Origin of the sequence: Pseudomonas sp. CP4, from assembly GCF_047758505.1 — a bacterium.
Classification (GTDB): Bacteria; Pseudomonadota; Gammaproteobacteria; order Pseudomonadales; family Pseudomonadaceae; genus Aquipseudomonas; species Aquipseudomonas fluorescens_AO.
The window spans coordinates 5106771-5125053 of sequence record NZ_CP180489.1 but is presented as its reverse complement, the minus strand read 5'-3'; the positions used below and the strand labels follow the sequence as shown (position 1 = coordinate 5125053).

The following is an 18283-nucleotide window of genomic DNA, read 5'->3' as shown; positions in this document are numbered from 1 at the left end:
CGCCCCATGACAACTACGAAACCGGCATTGCCTGCGATGCCTATTCATCCCTATAGCAGGTCGATGCTATGGCTCGCCCACTTGGCTCCGGCACTGCTGACCGTTGTGCTCATATGGCTGCCCTTCGGATTTTTGCTGACCGGGCTTATTGAGGAATGGGGTGTTATCGGCCTCTTCAGTAGAGCGGGACTGTTTTTCGTAACAGACATTTCAAGCCCCCTGCCTGCTCATGCCTTGCGACCCTTGACGGTATTTCCCCATGCGGTCGCTTATTTTCTTGACCCGAATAGTTTCAATTTCTGGCACATATTGCTGATGGTCGCACTGACGATCAAAGGCGCCTCATTGAGTTTGCTTACCACTCGGGTGACAGGCTCCATCAAATGGGGAATGTTCGCCAGCATTCTGGTCATTATTTACCCAGCCGACACGATGCAGCTCTCGTTCCGGGCGATCCACATCAATTGGGCATTGAGCCTGGTATTGATTGGCAGCGTCTTGCTGCTCGCAGCAACCGACCAGAACAGCAAACTCCGCGGGACACTCCTGAGCTTGGCTGCTGGCTTCCTGCTGGCTTGTGCCAGTGCAATGTATGAAGCCTCCCTGCTGCTCGTTGCCATTCCGTTTATGGTCGCGTTCGCACAGACGGGATTCAAGCGATTGTTTTCAAACCTGAAAGACAATTGCCTTTACTACGTGATCTGGGTTTCCGGCGCCCTGACATATATTGTTTATGTCATTCATACCGCGCCGCTGGTAAAAAGCTATCAAAGCGTGCTGGCTGGCGGCAGCGCACTGACGACGCTGATGACGTACTATCCCAACCTGTTCAAAGTGGGCTTGTTTCGCAGTATCTTCGGCGGCTGGATCGATGCACTGCGCATCACCCGCATCGAGATAATCAGTTATTGGTATCTGGTAGTTGCGACTGCAGTACTGATGGGACTGATTTATATCTTCTTGAAGAGATCGGTAAAAACCGTCGCATTCGAAGAAAAAAGCGCTGACTTTGCAATCGTTTTACGGCTCGCCTTAATCGGCCTCGCCCTCATTTGCATCGGCTACGCTCCGTTTCTGCTGTCGCCTCCGCATATGGCGATCAGCCAACGGACCTTTTTATTCGCTACACCAGGCGCCGTACTGTTCGCAGTTTCAATGCTCTGGGCTTTGAGCAAAGCATCCAAAGCACTGACCTCGGCAGGATTCGCCGCGCTCATCTTCACTGGCCTCGCCTTCCAGCTGTTCCAGTTTCACCATTACATTGAAATTTCCAGGCAACAACAGCTCGCGCTCAGGGACATTGTTCAAAATTTCGACGGCAACGCTGCTGATAAGACCCTGTTGATACTCGACTACAACAATCAGCTCAATCATGTCTGGATGTTCTTGAATCCTGACTTGGCAAACGTTCTTACTTACATTTATGGCAAACCCGTCAACGACATCCAGGTTTGCTATATGCCCAGCCGCGAATGGCAAGCGCCAACACCTTCGGTGCAACGCAAGGGCACTTGCGAAGAGGGCAAAGATGACTGGACATTCAATTTTCCGTCGCCTGTTACTGGCCCAGGCATGGAGTTGGCACCTGCCACCCCGAGCATGAAGCTCTCCAAGTCGAAAGTGGTCACGGTGGTGGTCGGGGACAGAAAGCCGAACGCGGAAAATGGTTTATCGGCATCCTACCGCACGGAGCTGGAATCGGGCGATACGCCGACCAGCCTGCGCTACCGTGGAATTACCGAAACCAAACCGTGGTTTGATTTTTTCAAATTTCGCGACCAATTGGCCAAAGACGAGTACTTCTGGGGCTTTGGCAACTGGTGGAATCTCGACCTTCCTACGGCTGGCTCTGGATGGCGCGACGCAGATTGGGAACCTCGCCGGTTCAATCACATTGCTACGGCCTGGATGAATGCACCGCAAGCGTCACTTTACTTTGATATCGAGCCGAAAAACGCGCCTTACGTACTGAGCGGTTTTTTCGACGCGTTCCCGAACGAGGCGAGCCGCAGCAACATGAAGTTCAGAATTAACGGCTCAGAGATTCCTGTTGAATGGAGCGAGGTTGGAAAGTTCACCGGGGCAGTGGACCCTAAACTCTTGAAAACGGGACGCAATGTACTCGAGTTCGAGACGGTCCCCAACCATGATTACTACGGTTATTCTGCGCGGCTGGACTGGGTCAAGATCGCACCTGAATAACCCTGCCCCCCCCGCATCCTTGCCAGTTGAAAATGCAGATGCGGGGTTTATTCGAATTTATTTCACGTCGAGCCAGCAAACTCTTCGCTGAAACGGAGCAACAACATGGATGCGATGAAAATCGATACCCGCCCCCCGTCAGAGCAATCGGCAATGTACACCTTCAGACTAAGCGAAAGGTTCGTCGCCTTCGCACTGGCCACGCTACTGATGTTTATGGCCCAGCTTTACATCAACCCACAGACATTTCTGGGGGATGCCTATAACTATTGGGATCTGAGCTCAAAAATCTGGGATTTTTCGTTTCCAAAATCTTTGCGCGGTTACTTTTATCCATTGCTGCTCTCGCCAGCGAGGATATTCTTCGACGCCTATCCTGAAACGGGATACCTGGCTGTCCATCTGATCCAGGCACTGGCCTTCTCCTACTCACTGTGCATTTCGCTGCCATACGTGTTCAGCAAGGTCATCGGGGGCAAAATCACCCTGCCACGCCGCCTGTTGGTGCCTGCGCTGGTAGCCATTTTCTTCCCGCCGCTGATTGCTTACACACTTAGCGACCTTCCCGCTTTCTGCCTGATCATTGGCGCGCTGGCCCTGATTCTCAAAGCAAGCGAGCAAAAGAGTGTCGCAAGAGCAATCGTCCTTATGATCGTGGCAGGGGTACTGGCATACGGGGCATACAATACTCGAACAATCTATCTGTTCACTCTCATTGCCTTGCTGCCGGCTATTCCCCTGCTCGCGCTTAAAAATCAATGCCTGCGTAAAAAAATACTGTTATTGGCATTCTTCGTCATCGGCTCGGCGATCGCAGCCATTCCTCAGTCTTTGATAAACAAAAAGCACCTGAATTCTGCAACACCCTTGGTTGTCGCGAGCGTCAACGACGCTTCACTCTTCGCAAGTCAGCTTAAATGGGGAATTACCCTGCAGCGTTATGAAACAGGCCACGACACAGAGACCGGTGCAATCTTTCCTATCTTCTATCTCGATCCGATAGGAGTGCGATTAACTGAAGAATTAAAGTTTAAAGGTACTGTTCCAACACTACCGTGGTATTTCCAACTGCTCCTCTCGGAACCGGTTTCATTTCTCAAGATATACACTAAGCATTTTGTGAACGGGCTGGATGTTCGTGACTATGACACCTATACGAAAGTTCGCTCCAAGGAAAATGACATTCGCTCGGCGACCAGTATCGCGATCGCTCTGTTTGGCCTGATCTGCTTATTCCTTTTAGTGATTCAAAAATCGGACAACCGGGCGCAAGGCTTATATCGCATTGGCTGGCTGGCGGTTATTGTGTTGCCGGTATTCGCAATTCTTCCGGGCGCCATTGAGACCAGGTTTTTCTTGCCTCTGCATGTGATGGCTTACTGTGCGATTGCGTTCGGAGTTTCAAAACAGTGCGCACGGGCGACTTCGGCAAAAGTCCTGATTCCTTTGGGCATTTTGTTTGTGGTCGCCGTACCTATCGCGTTCATGATTGCAAAAGCTGCGATATCCAACCCGGTTTTTCAATTGAATTGAGAGTCGGATGTCAGTGTAAGGGCGTCGTGCGAGACGCCCTTGTATGCAGATTGAGACGACGCGCTCACGATCACTGTACGGAAGACTCCACGGCGCTTGTGCGAAGCTCTCGGACCTCAGGGTTTTCGCAGCAAGCGCCGATAGATTGCCGCGTACGCTGAAACCATGGATCGCGCAGAAAACACCTCAGAGTATCGACGCTGCGCATTCTCACCGAAGGCCTGAGCGCGCTCAGGAGCGTTCGACAACGTCAACATTGCGCTGGCAAGGGCACCGGAGTCTCTAGGCGGAACCACAAGTCCGGTCTCACCAGCAATGTTGATGAAGGTAGTACCCGAGCCGATTTCACAGGAAATGAGCGGTTTGCCGTACATCGCCGCCTCGAGCAGCGAAATGCCAAATGACTCCGAACGCAAGTGTGATGGAAACACAAAGGCATAACACAGCGTCAACAGCGCAGCCTTGTCCTCATCACCCAAGCCTCCCAGAAAATGCACATTGGCAAGGCCGAGCCGCGCAGCCTGCTCTTTTAGTTCGGACTCCTGATGCCCGCCCCCGAGGATCACCACTGGCAAACCGCTGATCTTTGCCGCATCCAGCAAGTAATCGAGCCCCTTGTAATATCGCAAGGCACCGACGAACAGGAAGAACTTAGAACCCACCCTGCTCCGCCAGAAATCAAGCCTGGTTTCGGGGACGACCGGATAGGTAGCCCTGTCCAACCCATAAGGAATGATTTCGACCTTGTCGCGGAACCGTGACAGCACCGGACTGCTTTGTGCGTAGTTAGGTGAAGACGCCACGATACAATCCACGCTGGAGAGAAAGCGATTCATCAGTGGCTGATACAACTTGAGCAGTGTCTTTTGCTTGACGATATCGGAGTGATAACTGAGTACCGAGGGTTTGCCATGCCGAGTCGCAAAATGGACCAGGTCCATATAAGGCCAGGGGAAGTGGTAATGCACCACATCAGCCTCTTTGGCCAATTGCGAAAAATCCTTGAACGCGGACAGAGAGAATCCCGTCGAGGCAACATGCATATCCAGCCTCGAGCGATGGGTCAGGTGATTACCCACTGTTTCATTACGAGCAGCGCCCCGTTCACTGAGGTACAGCACTTCCGAGCAAAACCCGTGTTCCGCGCCGCCTTGGGCTATCTGGAAAATGACCTGCTCGATCCCGCCCATCGTTTCCGGGTAATAGGTTTTGAAGAAGTGCAGAACCTTGATCATTTGGCGTCGATAACCTTTTGGTAGACCTGCAGGGTTTCTCGAGCACAACGCTCCCAGGAAAAGCCTTGCGCGTGCTTCATTCCCTTGATGACGGCGGCATCGCGCCAACACTGATCGGTCAGCCCGCGCTCGATAAGACCGGTCAGCGCTTCTACGTCCAGCGCGGCGCACATCAGCGCAGCATCACCCGCCACCTCGGGCAGCGAGGAGCTATTGGAGCAGACCACCGGCACCCCGGAGCTCATGGCTTCCAGAACCGGTAGACCGAAACCTTCATAAAGCGACGGAAACGCGAACAGACGTGCGCCGGCAAACAGCAGGGGCAAGTCTGCGCTGGGAACGAATCCGAGATAATGCGCCCAGCCTTCACGCCTGGCGCTTTCGAGCTTCTCGTGAATCGCGTCGTTGCGCCAACCGTGATACCCGGTAAGGATCAACGGCCAACGGGTTCGCAATGCAAGGGGCAATCGACCATAGGCGGCGAGCAACGTCTCGATGTTCTTGCGTGGCTCGATCGTACCGACAAAAAGCGTGTAGCCATCGGGCTTCAAGCCATGGCGTGCAAGCACATCGCGAAGCTCATGCGGCGCGCGAGGAAAGAACTCCGGAGAGCTGGCCAGCGGCACAGTATGGATTCGTTCGATGGGCCATGAAAAATAGCTGGCCAGTTCCTGTCGCGTGAATTCCGAATCAGTGATCAAAGCATCGGCCCTGACCAGTGTGGTTTTCAGCTCTTTTTGCAGATAACGGACTAACTGCGGCGCGTGACAATGCGCCCAGGTGAAGGGCGACAGATCGTGAAACGTTGCCACGCTGCGCCCGGCAAAAGGCGGCAGATAATAATTGGGGCTGTGGTAGAGAAAATCCCCATGCCCTTTCAGGGCAGCCTTGCGCAACATCGGCATCAACAGCCGATAAGCTTCCACTGCCAAAAAGTTCTTCTGCACCGCACGCTTCAAGCCGTAACCACTGCCGGACTCATTGGAAGCTGTGGGAAGTTCAGGCAGAAAACGTCGACCGGCAAAAAATTGCAGGTCGGTAATTTCGGGACTTTGCTGAAGTCTCAGCGCAAGTTCATAGGTATAGCGACCGATGCCAGTCAGCGGAAAGCGGATCGGCTCAACTGAAAGAACTAGCTTCATTTATTCCGCCGCAAGCATCCAGCTCAGAGTTTCTTCCAGTCTTGGCGTATCCCAGCCCTGAACCAGCTCACAAAGACGGGTATTGTCGCCGCAGAGAATTTTGACTTCGTTGGCTCGGACGAACGCCGGGTTCACTTCGACTGCAAGCTGATGCCCCGTGATAGCCGAACACATGTCGATCACTTCACGCAGGGAATGACTCTTGCCCGAACTCACATTGACCGTCTGGCCAACAGGCCGCGCCTCGATCAAACCGCGATAAGCCTTGACCACTGCACGCACATCACTGAAGTCGCGAGATACATCGAGATTGCCCAGCTCGATCTTGTCCGCACGTTGCCGGAAATGAGCGACGATCTTCGGCAGCAGAAAGCTCTCGGCCTGGCCGACACCGGTGTAATTGAAAGGACGCGTCACCACTATCGGCAAGCGGTTATGCCAAAGACTGGCCATGTATTCCATGGCCAGTTTGCTGACTGCGTAATCGTTGGCCGGCGCTGGCGGTGTGGTTTCACTGAGCAGCCCCGCCGAAGCATTGCCATAAACATTGGCACTGCTTGCCAGCAGCACGCAGTCCGGCACCTTGCCACAAGCTGCGACGGCTTCCAGCAGGTGACGGGTGCCGATGAGATTGACGCGGTAGAACGTATCGGCGGCACCGTGAGCCACAAAGGCGAGTGCAGCCAGATGAATTACCACGTCGGGTTGAATAGTTGCCAGTAACTCGCGCAAGGCAGAACCGTCAGCCAGATCAACCTGATAATAGCCAGGTTCATCCGACGGTTGTGTACCCATCCCTATCACTTCATAGCCACCGGCCTTGAGCTCAGCAGCCATGTACCGCCCGGTGAAACCTTGAATACCTGTGATCAACGCGCGCTTACCGGCAATACTCATCAGAACGAAAACCCTTTCTCATTTCGACGCAGATCCGCCTCGACCATCATGCGGCACAGCTCTTCAAGCGTGGTTTTTGGCTCCCAGCCCAGCGCCGCTTTGGCTTTGGCAGGGTTGCCGATCAACAGCTCGACTTCGGTAGGACGGTAGAATTTCGGGTTGATCGTGACCAACACCTTGCCAGTCGCCAGGTCTGTGCCCTTCTCGTCTTCAGCCGCACCGCTCCAGGCCAGATCGATCCCGACAGCCTTGAAGGCCATGGTGACGAAATCGCGCACGGTTTCGGTACGGTTGGTCGCAAGTACAAAAGTATCCGGCTCGTCTGCCTGCAGCATGCGCCACATGCCTTCGACGTACTCTTTCGCAAAGCCCCAGTCACGCTTGGCGTCCAGATTGCCGAGTTCCATCTTGTCGAGCAGGCCCAGCTTGATCTTCGCCACAGAGTCGGTGATCTTGCGGGTAACGAACTCGCGTCCGCGCAGTGGCGACTCGTGGTTGAACAAAATGCCGCTGGTGGCAAAGATGTTGTAGGACTCGCGGTAGTTGATGGTCATCCAGTGCGCGTACAGTTTGGCAACGCCGTAAGGACTGCGCGGGTAGAAAGGTGTGCTTTCGATCTGGGGGATCGCCTGCACCTTGCCGAACATCTCGGAAGTCGATGCCTGGTAGAAACGCACTTTCGGATTGACGATCCGGATCGCTTCCAGAAGGTTCACACACCCCATGCCGGTAATGTCACCGGTAGTCAGAGGCTGATCGAATGACACGCCAACGAAACTCTGGGCTGCAAGGTTGTAAACCTCAGTCGCTTCAGTGGTCTGAAGCAGACGGATGCTGGCCGACAGATCGGTCAGGTCGTACTCGACCAGATGCAGATTGGGATGCTTTTCAATACCCAGCTCCTCAATGCGCCAGAAGTTGACAGAACTGGTTCGACGGTAGGTGCCGTACACCGTATAACCCTTTTCCAGCAGCAGTTCCGCCAGATAGGCGCCGTCTTGCCCAGTAATGCCGGTAACGATAGCTTTCATGCGAATCCTCTAAACTCCATTAGAGAGCCTTTGCAGGCTCCGTTGTGTCATGTGCGCCCATTGAGCTCTAAGTCGAAGAGCCATGAAATCTTGCAGATCATACAGAATGCGGCTCGGAACGACGATACCAAAGCTGTTCGCCAGGCGTAACAGGATCATTATGCCAGCAGCCCATGACCTTCCTCCGCGTGTCGAGGATTGCATTCTGCCCGATCCCTGCCACGCCTACACGGATATATAAATCAAGAAGTTGCTGCTACTGATCGAAATCCTCCAGCTCGTGCGACAGGCAATAAAGAAATAACTCAGAAAGAGTGACACTCCCCGCACCCAAGCCTAAAATGGCGTGTTTTTTTGATCAACAATCTGGTGCTATTAATGCGCAATGGTTCAGTAAGTATCGCCGTGTCGGACATCATCGCCGCGACGAGACGGTACGCTTTAGTAGGGATGCTAGGCTGGCAGGACGTTCGCCAGCGCTATAGAAGGTCGGCACTCGGACCGTTCTGGCTGACTATCAGCATGGGCGTCATGATCGCCACCATCGGTGTGGTTTTCGGTCAGATTTTCAATTCTCCGATTCAGGAATTCCTGCCTTTTCTCGCGATCGGCATGATTCTCTGGAGCTTCATGTCCACGGTGATCACCGAAGGCTGCACCGGGTTCATTGCCGCCGAAGGCATCATCAAGCAATTACCGATCCCCCTGTTTGCCCACATCATGCGCATGATCTGGCGCAACATCCTGATTCTGGGTCACAACATCGTGATCTTTCCACTGGTACTGCTGGCCGTCGGCAAACCGCTGACCTGGTTGGCCCTGATCAGCATTCCGGGTTTTTTCCTGGCACTGCTCAACTTGACCTGGATCGCCCTTCTGCTGGGCATTCTGTGTGCGCGCTACCGTGATCTGCCCCAGATTGTCGGAAGTTTGTTGCAAGTCGTGTTTTACCTCACGCCAATCATGTGGATGCCAAGCTTGCTGCCGCAACGGGCAGGTCTGTACCTGCTCGATCTGAACCCGGCCTACCATGTCATGTCGGTGGTTCGATCCCCGCTGATCGGGCAGTTGCCCACCGCTACCAACTGGTGGGTTTCCCTGGGCATGGCCGTCGTCGGCTGGGCTTTCGCGCTCGTGGTTTACGGCCGTTACAAGCGCCGCATCGCATACTGGCTCTGAGAAGAACGACTAATGTCCTTGATCGAATTCAAAAATGTCTGTGTAGATTTTCCGATCTATAACGCGAACGGACGCTCGCTGAAAAAGCGTCTGATGCAAGTGGCTACCGGCGGTCAGTTAGGTGCGGATCAACAGGGCCGAGTGATTGTCAGAGCTCTGGAAGACCTGACGTTCACGCTCCGCGACGGGGATCGGGTCGGCCTCCTTGGACACAACGGCGCCGGCAAGAGCACCCTGCTGCGCTTGCTCAGCAGCGTGTACGAACCTTCCTCCGGCACCGCCGTGATCAAGGGAGAAATCGGCTCGTTGATCGACATATCACTGGGTACGGATCCGGAAGCGACCGGCCGGGAAAACATTTTTCTGCGCGGCGGCATTCTTGGCATGACCAAGTCGGAGATCGCCGAAAAGCTCGACGAGATCATCGAATTCTCCGAGCTTGGTGATTTTGTCGACATGCCGATCCGCACTTATTCGTCAGGGATGCACTTGCGTCTGGCGTTTGCGGTTTCGACGACGATAAAACCGGAAATCCTGTTGATGGACGAATGGCTTTCGGTGGGCGATGAAGGCTTCAAGCACAAAGCCGAAATCCGCATGAACGAGCTGGTGAAATCGACCAATATCCTGGTGATTGCCAGCCACTCGCGCGAACTCGTCATGCACACCTGTAATCGAGTGCTGTGGCTGGAGCACGGGAAAATAAAAATGGATGGCGACCCGGCGACGGTCACCGCAGCTTATTTCGGAGCTTGAGGCAGATGAACAGCATTAAGCGCAACGGCGTGGATATACAGGTGGCTTTCACGCTGGCCTCCAGCCGCCTGCACGCCAAGAACCTCATTGAAACGGGGGCTGATGTCCCGGCGGAGGTTGTCGCGACCAAGCCAGGCATGAAACTGATCGTACGCCACTATACGAAACAGGCGCTTGTGCGTATTGCGCATCGCCTTGTCAGAGCGGCCCGACCGGTCACCCGTCCACTATTGTTCCGCCTGCGCAACTACTTCACCTCCACCCTCCGCCAGGAAATGCTGGAAGAGTTCACCAAGCTGCAGAAAATTCAGTACCAGCAGCACCAGCAGATCGTTCTCGAATTTCAGCGCCTGGCGAACTCGGCGAAGATCCAGGCCCGTCTGTCGCAAAAAATCTTTTCCGGCCAGCACTCGCTGGAAAGTCTGCAACAACAACTGGACCGTATCGAACAGAAATGTCCGGGCGTCGACCGTCAACCGGCTGTCGATTCGCCTCAGGGCGAGGCCACGGCCGCTCCTCGACAAGCCAGAGGTGAAGGTGCATGAAAAGTGAAGTGATCGTCGTCGGTGCCGGCGGGCACGCCAAGGTATGTATCGAATTGCTGCGAGCCCAAGGCGATAGCGTCGCTTACTGCGTAGGTAATCCGGACAGTCCGGATACCTGCCTGGGGGTTCCCGTACTTAAAAATGACGAACACCTCGCGGCGCTTCGCAATGATGGCTACGAAAAGGCATTCATCGCGATCGGCTCCAATTCGGTGCGAAACAAGCTGGCCGCAAAGGCGACCCAGCTGGGGTTTGGCCTGGTCAATGCGATCAGTCCGGCAGCAGTGGTATCACCTTCAGCTAATTTGGGGAGGGGAATCGCCGTCATGGCCGGCGCCGTTATCAATGCCGAGGCGAAAATTTCGGACCTGTGCATCGTCAATACCGGCGCCACTATCGATCACGATTGCGTGATTGGCGAGGCGGTCCATATCGCTCCGCAATGCGCGCTGGCGGGCAATGTGCATGTGGGCAAGCTCAGCTTTATCGGTGTCGGCAGCAAAATCATCCCCGAGGTTCATATTGGTGAGTCGGTGATGGTAGGTGCCGGCAGCGTCGTCATTTCGAACATCGGGTCGGCAACCACAGTCGTAGGCGTGCCAGCCAAAGTTCTACATAAAATTTGAAGGAACAAGCATGAATCGTATTTCTGTTGCACAACCGAAGCTTGCCGGAAACGAACGTAAGTATGTGCTGGATTGCCTGGATACCAACTGGATTTCCTCGAACGGCAAATACATCGGCGCCTTCGAAGAAAGCTTCGCAGCATTCTGCGGCGTCAAGCACGCGATCGCGACCAACAACGGCACCACTGCACTGCACCTGGCATTGGTCGTGCTCGACCTGCAACCGGGCGATGAAGTCATCATTCCGACAGTGACCTACATTGCCACCGCCAATGCCGTGCGCTACTGCGGAGCGACGCCTGTATTGGTGGACGTTTGCGCCGATACGATGAACATCGATCCGCAGACCATCGAAAGCAAGATCACCGCGAAGACCAAAGGCATCATCCCGGTGCACCTGTACGGTCACCCTGCGCAAATGGATGTCGTCAACGAAATCGCCCGCAAACACAACCTGTGGGTGGTGGAAGACGCGGCCGAAGCCCATGGCGCCGAGGTCAAGGGCAGCAAGGTTGGCAGCCTCGGCACGTGCGCAACCTTCAGTTTTTTTGGCAACAAGATCGTCACCACTGGTGAAGGCGGCATGATTACCACCAACGATGATGAGCTGGCGGCGAAACTGCGCCTGTTCCGTGGTCAGGGCATGGACCCGAAGCGTCGTTACTGGTTTCCAGTGGTCGGCTACAACTACCGCATGACCAACATTCAGGCAGCGATCGGTCTGGCGCAGATGGAAAACATTGATACTGCCCTGGCCGATCGTGATCGGCTCGCTGGCTGGTATAACGAAGCGCTGGCCGACCTGGCTGGCAAAATCGTGTTGCCGACCGAGGCCTCCTGGGCCAAACAGGTTTTCTGGATGTACAACATCTTCCTGAGCGATGGCGACGAGCACAAACGTGACGAAGTCATGCAAAAGCTTGATGCCATGGGTATCGAAACCCGCCCGGTCTTCTACCCGATGCACGTGCTGCCACCGTACAAGGAGGACAGTACCTACCCTGTTGCAGACTTGTGGTCGGGACGGGGCATCAATTTGCCGACGCATCAGGACCTGACTCAGGATGACATCATCAGAATTGCAGCCAGCCTGCGTGAGGTCCTGGCCGACTGATGAAAATCGCCCTTTGCTCCACATTCGTGCCCTTCATCAGAGGGGGCGGAAGGAATATCGTCGACTGGCTGGCCTCCACGCTGACGGCAGCCGGCCATCAGGTCGAAGTCGTCTACTTGCCCGAACTGGATGCGCCGGATCTGTTGTTTCAACAGATGATGGCGTTGCGTTGGGTCGATCTGCAGAGCGCTGACCGGGTGATATGTTTCCGGCCACAGTCGCACCTGATTCCCCATCCGCACAAGATCCTCTGGTTCATCCATCACATTCGTGCGTTCTACGATATGTGGGACAGCCCGTACCGCGATTTCCCGGACAATGCCAAGCATCGCGCAATTCGCGATGCGCTGGTGGATGCCGATACCCGAGCCCTGGGCGAAGCAAAGGCGATCTTCACCAATTCGAAGGTCGTATCCAAGCGACTCAAGACCTACAACGACTTCGATAGCGAGGTGCTTTACCCTCCGGTCTTCGAATCGGAGCGTTTTTTTTGCGCTGGCTACAACGATGAAATCGCTTACATCTGCCGCCTCGAACATCACAAGCGCCAACACCTGCTGATCGACGCACTGAACTATACGACGACGCCGGTCCGCCTGCGGTTGCTGGGAACGGGCGCGGGTCCAGACTACGGCATCGCCCTGCGCGAAAAAATCGAAGAGTACGGCCTTTCGGACCGAGTGACCCTGGATGATCGCTGGATCACTGAAGAAGAAAAGGTCGCGCAGCTGTCAGTTTGCCTGGCTGCCGCCTACCTTCCGGTTGATGAAGACTCCTACGGCTACCCCAGCCTCGAAGCCAGTCACGCGGAAAAACCGATCCTAACCACTACCGACTCGGGTGGCGTTCTGGAATTGGTTCAGGATGGCTATAACGGCTATATCGCCGAGCCGACTCCAGAGTCTCTGGCCGCTGCGATGGACAAACTCTACCGGGATCGAAGTCTGACCGAAGCCATGGGCAAGAATGCCCGGCAGCGCCTGGTTGACTTGAAAATTTCCTGGTCACATGTGCTGGAGCGTCTGTTGGCATGAAAGTCCTGATTGTGAACAACATGGCTCCGTTCATCTGGGGCGGCGCCGAAGAACTGGCGGTCAATCTGCAAAGAAACCTGCTCATGGCCGGTCACGACGCCGAAGTCATGCGCATCCCGGCTCAGTGGGAACCGGCATCGCGCATCCCCTCCCAGATGTTGCTGACCCGCACGCTGGAAATCTTCAATACCGATCACGTCATCGCCTTGAAATTCCCGGCGTACCTGGTTCGCCACCACCGCAAATCACTGTGGCTGCTGCACCAGTATCGTCAGGCCTACGACCTTTACGACGTCGGCCAGACCAACCTGCCGGCAGACAAGAGCGGCAGCGACATTCGCAACGCCATTATCAACGCGGACAACGAAACTTTCGCGGAGAGCCGCAGCATCTACACCAACTCCGAAGTGACCAGACAGCGGTTGTTCAAATACAACGGCTTCGACTCGCAGGTGTTGTTGCCGCCCGTAAACGATCCTGAAGCATTCACCGGCGGTGAATATGACGATTACATATTTGCCGGCGGACGCGTCAACGGCATGAAGCGTCAGCACTTGCTGTTGCGAGCACTTGCCAAAGCCGACAAACGGGTCAAGCTGGTCATTGCCGGGCCTCCCGAGTCGCACGCCGACACGCTGCAATTGCATTCGATCATCAATGAGTTTGGCCTGCATGACCGCGTCAAACTTGACCTTGGATTCCTGCCTCGCTCCACCTACGTCAATTATGTCAATCGTGCACTCGCGGTTGCTTACATTCCGTTCGATGAAGACTCCCTGGGTTACGTCGCGATGGAAGCCGCCACTGCGCGCAAAGCACTGATCACGACGACGGACAGCGGTGGCATCCTGGGCCTGGTCAATCCGCAGGAGTCCGGATGGCGGGCAGAACCCACTGCAGAAAGTCTGGCAGAAGCGATGAATGCGGCATTTGAAAGCAAAACCCGAACCATCGAGTACGGCGAAGGCGCGGAGGCGCTGTGGAACACCCTGGGCATCAACTGGCCCGAGACCATAGAGGCGCTACTTAAATGAAACTGGTCATTTTTACCCCCGGCGTCAAATCCTCCGCCATCGGAAGGATGACTCGTCTCGTGGTTCGCGCTCTGCTCAGTCAGCAGCATCACATTGTGCTGGTGCGCACTGAAAGCCCGCATGTTCTCGACAAAGAGGCTCATGACTTCGGTTGCACCGTCATTGCCTGGACGGATGAAGAGCGGGTTGGCACCGAAGTGGCGGACGCTGACTGCCTCGTCTACCAGATCGGCGACAACTACGAGTTTCACGAAGGTGGCGTAGCCTGGCTTCACAAAGCCCCGGGCATCGTCTGCCTGCATGACTTCTTCCTCGGCCATCTTTTCTGGGGTTGGGCGCAGCAACGGCGCGATGAGGCCCATCACATCCTGACGCAGTGGTACGGACGCAGAATCGCCAGCGACTACTTCAACGTCAGCGACAGTACGACCTTCATCAACTCGACGCGAGAAACCGCACCGCTGACCGAATGGATCAGTTCGATGGCCACCGGCGTGATTACCCATAGCAACTGGGGCTGCAAGCGGGTAATGGCCGCGTGCGCGGGTCCGGTTTTTGTGACGCCGCTGGCCTACGACGCTCCCGGGGCTGTCGCCGGGCAACCGGTACAAAATGACAATCGCAAGTTGCGGTTGTTGACCATCGGCCACGTCAACCCCAACAAACGGGTGGAAAGTTGCATCAAGGCCATTGCCAGCAACGCCTCACTTCGAAAGAACGTGAGTTACCGTCTGGTGGGGGCGATTCTTCCGGATGTCGAACGGAAATTGTCCGAAATGGCCGCCAAAGCCGGGGTCGAGCTGATTATTTCCAACGAAGTCGATGACGCCGCGTTGTCAGAGGCCATTCGCGAAGCTGACGTTATCAGTTGCCTGCGCTGGCCCAGTCTCGAAGCGGCTTCGGCCTCTGCGATTGAAGCGATGCTGTACGGTAAAGCCACCATCGTTACCGACACCGGCTTTTACAGCGAACTGCCCGATCAGTACGTATTGAAGGTATCGCCTGAAAGGGAAATAGAAGATCTGAAGAAGATCCTTCTATCACTGCGCAGCAGCCCCTCCGCGGCGATCGATATCGGCAAGCAGGCGCAAACGTGGGCACAGGAGACATTCACGGCCGAGAACTACGCCCACAAACTTGTGCAGGCGGTGCCTGTCGCGCTTCGGGCGAAGGTCATCATTTCAGCGGTCGACCATTTTGCGACCATCATCGAGAAATGGTCAGCAAGCCCCGAATTGCTCGGTACGCCCGAGATTCTCAAGTCGCTGAATCTGTTCAACACCAATACGATTGCCTGAATACCAGCATGCGGTGGATCGACCCTGATCCACCGCATGCTGTAATCGTTACTTCAGGCTATCGAAAACAAACTGCGCCGTCTCTTTCCAGGCAACGGGTTTGTAATCACGTTTGATCGCCGCTTCCTTGGCCGCCAGCGCCAGCGGATCGAACGCATACTTGTGCAGTTCAGCCACCCAAGCCGACACATCCCATGGCTCCAGGTAATCCAGCAGCTGCCCGCCTACTTCCGGAATCGAAGCCGCATTGGAGGCCAGGCAGTACTTGCCGGCAGCCAGACTTTCGGCAACAGGCAGTCCCCACCCTTCATACAATGACGGGAACGCAGTCATCATGCAGTTGCGGTACAAGTGCATGAGGTCTGAGTCCGACACGTTATTGAGAATGCGTATGTAATCCTGAGTTCTCGGATCAAGCGAGATGTCCGATAACAAGTCACCCACGCCCCAACCCGGCATTCCGACAAAGACCAGTTTAGGCAGATCCTGAACACCGCTATCGATCAGGCGGGTATAGGCGCGGTAAAGCACTTCATGGTTCTTGCGGCGCTCGATCGTGGAAACGAACAGGACGAAACGCTCTTTCAACAATGTTTCGACGTCAGGGCTGACGGCGTCGCTCAACTCGTGAGATAGCTGGCAGCCCAACTTGACCACCGCCGTTTCAGGAACCGGCGCACCCAATTCATCGAGCAACGCGATCAGATCCTTGCGCGTGCATTCGGAAATGCACAGGATCTTGTCCGCGCACCAAGCGACGTCAGCAAAGTAATTGGCAAACTTGGCCGCAACATCACCCACACACAAATGTGGCAGCCTCACCGGAATCACGTCGTAGCAGAAGAGAATGACGCGCAAACCGACCTGCTTCTTCAACTCATAGAGATGCACAAGGTCTTTATTGTCCCAGTCCAGCCCCACCGATATGTAGCTGTCACCTTTGGCAAAGGGATGGCCGCCACTGTGCACTTTGCGTGACGCAGGATTGAATACATGGCTGCGCTGGGCCGGTTTGAAAAAAGCCCGTGCGGCCGAAATCAAATGGCGGCCGCCGATCACCGCTTCCACGATGGAGGTACGGCGCAGCTGGAAAAACTGATAGATACGCCCGCTCAACTTGGGAGGCAGGCGGTTCAGTACCTTGGTCGCCTTTTCTTTCAGGCGCGCCTCTATCGAACGTTTATTGGTAGTGCCGGCAATTGCCCGGCCTGGCGCTGCCGCGTGAACCCCGGAAATTCTCTTCAGGGTTTTTGCCACGTCGGTCGCATCGATCGCGCTGTATCCGGTGGCATGACTGAAGAAGCAGAACTTCACCTCTTCCCCCGCCGCGATCAGTTCGAGCGCATGGGCCGCAGCCTCGGCCTCGGTACGAATAATGCCTACGGCTGGCCGACGCCAGCCAAGAATGGTTGTTACATCAAACCAGGTGGTCATGCTTGCGCCTTCTGAACGATAACGTCTGCCGCTGTACGCGGAATTGATTCCAGACTCCGAGCCCACGTCAATGGCTCACGCGATGCTCTGTCCGGGCCGTCACCACTGATCATCGCAGGCCCGGTGAGACGCGCGCGGATTGCCGCATGAAACTCGTGGGGCGTACGCGCAACACTGATCTCGGGAAGCAGAAGATGCTGTTCGAAACCACGAAATGCCGCTTCGGTGCCGATGACGTACTTGCCAGAGTAAATGGCTTCTGCGGTTTTGATATTCGAGCCGCCACCGTGAGGGATCGGTAACAGAAATGCGTGCGCAAGTGTCTTGACGGCGTCCAGATCTTCGTCCGGCAGCATGTACAGCAGTTGCAGGCGCGACAGGTTCAGTTGTCCCCAGCGACTGTCGCGAAGTGTGGTTTCGAGGTGCTCACATACACTGCCGACCACCACCAGTTTGCTGTCCGGAGGAATGCACGCCAGAGAACTGCCGAGGCATTCATTGAAACCCTTGAAATTGGGCGGATGGGCACTGGCAACATAGAGAATCCAGGGCGACTGCGGCAGCCGCTCTTTCCAACTGGCGAGCAACTCCGCCCTGGCCGACCATGGCGCGATACCGTTGGACGCCAGCAGCGGTCTTTTCGCGCCCCAGACCTTGAGAATATCGAAATCGGCCTGGGTTACCGCCACGGCAATATCTGCTTCCAGCGTTGCCTTGCGCTCGAGCGTCTCGATGTCGGCGATCACCGATTCGGCGCCCTTGATGCCATAGCTGTCGAGAATCTCCTGCTTCAGCGGAGCTTCGATGTTCTGCGAGCCGTAGATGAGGCACGCATTGGCGTATTGCGGCATCTGGCGGATCTTCAGCACCAGCGGCCATAGCCATGGCTGCTCGACATGAATGACGTCGATCACTGGCGGCAGTTTCTTGAGAATGTCAGCGAAACCGCCCTGCTCCGACGCTGCGAATTCCCCGGACAGCAAATCGTTGATCAGTGGCACATACGTGCCCTTGTATTTCCTGAAGTCGCTGCCAGCCGGAAAGCTGACATCGTTGGCACCCAGGGTAGATGGCGGATAACCTTCCGGCTCATATACAGCCAGATGAGTTACATCCCAACCATTTTCGCGAAAGGTCTTGGCGATGTTGGCGACCCGGACCTGTCCGCCGTGACGGGGACTGGCAATCGGGTACGTGCTTAGCAATAAAACCGTTTTCAAAAT

Annotated in this window: 16 protein-coding genes; 10 read left to right on the top strand and 6 right to left on the bottom strand. The window is 55.4% G+C overall.

The annotated features are described in order from the left end of the window. Nucleotides 1–6 precede the first annotated feature (6 nt). Both ACMYUN_RS23095 and ACMYUN_RS23090 read left to right on the top strand, forming a co-directional pair. On the top strand, nt 7–2202 hold the full coding sequence (locus ACMYUN_RS23095; RefSeq protein WP_415761863.1) for a hypothetical protein: 2196 nt from the start codon (nt 7–9) through the stop codon (nt 2200–2202). Between the two features lie 105 nt (nt 2203–2307). Beyond that, nucleotides 2308–3735 carry a hypothetical protein gene (locus ACMYUN_RS23090; protein WP_415761862.1) on the top strand — a complete coding sequence of 476 codons (1428 nt, stop codon included), beginning with the start codon at nt 2308–2310 and terminating at the stop codon, nt 3733–3735. Between the two features lie 116 nt (nt 3736–3851). Here ACMYUN_RS23090 and ACMYUN_RS23085 read toward each other — a convergent pair whose 3' ends face one another. The 4 genes from ACMYUN_RS23085 to gmd are packed head-to-tail and all read right to left on the bottom strand — an operon-like array spanning nt 3852 to nt 8040. After that, complete coding sequence (locus ACMYUN_RS23085) at nt 3852–4970, bottom strand: glycosyltransferase family 4 protein (protein WP_415761861.1); 1119 nt, start codon at nt 4968–4970, stop codon at nt 3852–3854. Next, complete coding sequence (locus ACMYUN_RS23080) at nt 4967–6112, bottom strand: glycosyltransferase family 4 protein (RefSeq protein ID WP_415761860.1); 1146 nt, start codon at nt 6110–6112, stop codon at nt 4967–4969. The genes ACMYUN_RS23085 and ACMYUN_RS23080 overlap by 4 nt, the downstream gene beginning before the upstream one ends. Continuing rightward, nucleotides 6113–7009 carry a GDP-mannose 4,6-dehydratase gene (locus tag ACMYUN_RS23075; RefSeq protein ID WP_039759999.1) on the bottom strand — a complete coding sequence of 299 codons (897 nt, stop codon included), beginning with the start codon at nt 7007–7009 and terminating at the stop codon, nt 6113–6115. Further along, nucleotides 7009–8040 carry a GDP-mannose 4,6-dehydratase gene (gene gmd / locus ACMYUN_RS23070; RefSeq protein ID WP_039760002.1) on the bottom strand — a complete coding sequence of 344 codons (1032 nt, stop codon included), beginning with the start codon at nt 8038–8040 and terminating at the stop codon, nt 7009–7011. The genes ACMYUN_RS23075 and gmd overlap by 1 nt, the downstream gene beginning before the upstream one ends. Nucleotides 8041–8394: 354 nt before the next feature. Between gmd and ACMYUN_RS23065 the strand changes: the two genes are divergently transcribed. Genes ACMYUN_RS23065 through ACMYUN_RS23030 form a run of 8 tightly spaced genes read left to right on the top strand, consistent with a single transcriptional unit; the run spans nt 8395 to nt 15626 of the window. After that, a complete protein-coding gene (locus ACMYUN_RS23065; RefSeq protein WP_227972800.1) occupies nt 8395–9219 on the top strand; it encodes an ABC transporter permease in 825 nt (274 codons plus the stop codon). A gap of 12 nt (nt 9220–9231) precedes the next feature. Next, the gene (locus tag ACMYUN_RS23060; RefSeq protein ID WP_039760008.1) at nt 9232–9975 is read left to right on the top strand and encodes an ABC transporter ATP-binding protein; all 744 of its coding nucleotides are present in this window, start codon (nt 9232–9234) and stop codon (nt 9973–9975) included. A gap of 5 nt (nt 9976–9980) precedes the next feature. Beyond that, entirely contained in the window at nt 9981–10520 is a 540-nt protein-coding gene (locus ACMYUN_RS23055) for a hypothetical protein (RefSeq protein WP_415761859.1), read from the top strand. Further along, on the top strand, nt 10517–11146 hold the full coding sequence (locus ACMYUN_RS23050) for an acetyltransferase (protein WP_039760012.1): 630 nt from the start codon (nt 10517–10519) through the stop codon (nt 11144–11146). The genes ACMYUN_RS23055 and ACMYUN_RS23050 overlap by 4 nt, the downstream gene beginning before the upstream one ends. 10 nt (nt 11147–11156) lie before the next feature. Continuing rightward, complete coding sequence (locus ACMYUN_RS23045; protein WP_129997333.1) at nt 11157–12260, top strand: DegT/DnrJ/EryC1/StrS family aminotransferase; 1104 nt, start codon at nt 11157–11159, stop codon at nt 12258–12260. Then, nucleotides 12260–13294: a glycosyltransferase family 4 protein gene (locus tag ACMYUN_RS23040; RefSeq protein ID WP_310405685.1), complete on the top strand. Its 1035-nt coding sequence runs from the start codon at nt 12260–12262 to the stop codon at nt 13292–13294. The genes ACMYUN_RS23045 and ACMYUN_RS23040 overlap by 1 nt, the downstream gene beginning before the upstream one ends. After that, nucleotides 13291–14328 (top strand): glycosyltransferase family 4 protein, encoded by a 1038-nt coding sequence (locus tag ACMYUN_RS23035; RefSeq protein WP_039760021.1) that lies wholly within the window; start codon nt 13291–13293, stop codon nt 14326–14328. Before ACMYUN_RS23040 ends, ACMYUN_RS23035 begins: the two co-directional genes overlap by 4 nt. Further along, a complete protein-coding gene (locus ACMYUN_RS23030; RefSeq protein WP_415761858.1) occupies nt 14325–15626 on the top strand; it encodes a glycosyltransferase in 1302 nt (433 codons plus the stop codon). Before ACMYUN_RS23035 ends, ACMYUN_RS23030 begins: the two co-directional genes overlap by 4 nt. Nucleotides 15627–15674: 48 nt before the next feature. Here ACMYUN_RS23030 and ACMYUN_RS23025 read toward each other — a convergent pair whose 3' ends face one another. Together ACMYUN_RS23025 and ACMYUN_RS23020 are read right to left on the bottom strand one after the other, a co-directional pair. After that, complete coding sequence (locus ACMYUN_RS23025) at nt 15675–17060, bottom strand: glycosyltransferase family 4 protein (protein WP_415761857.1); 1386 nt, start codon at nt 17058–17060, stop codon at nt 15675–15677. After that, nucleotides 17057–18280 (bottom strand): hypothetical protein, encoded by a 1224-nt coding sequence (locus tag ACMYUN_RS23020; RefSeq protein WP_310405677.1) that lies wholly within the window; start codon nt 18278–18280, stop codon nt 17057–17059. Before ACMYUN_RS23020 ends, ACMYUN_RS23025 begins: the two co-directional genes overlap by 4 nt. Nucleotides 18281–18283: the final 3 nt, after the last annotated feature.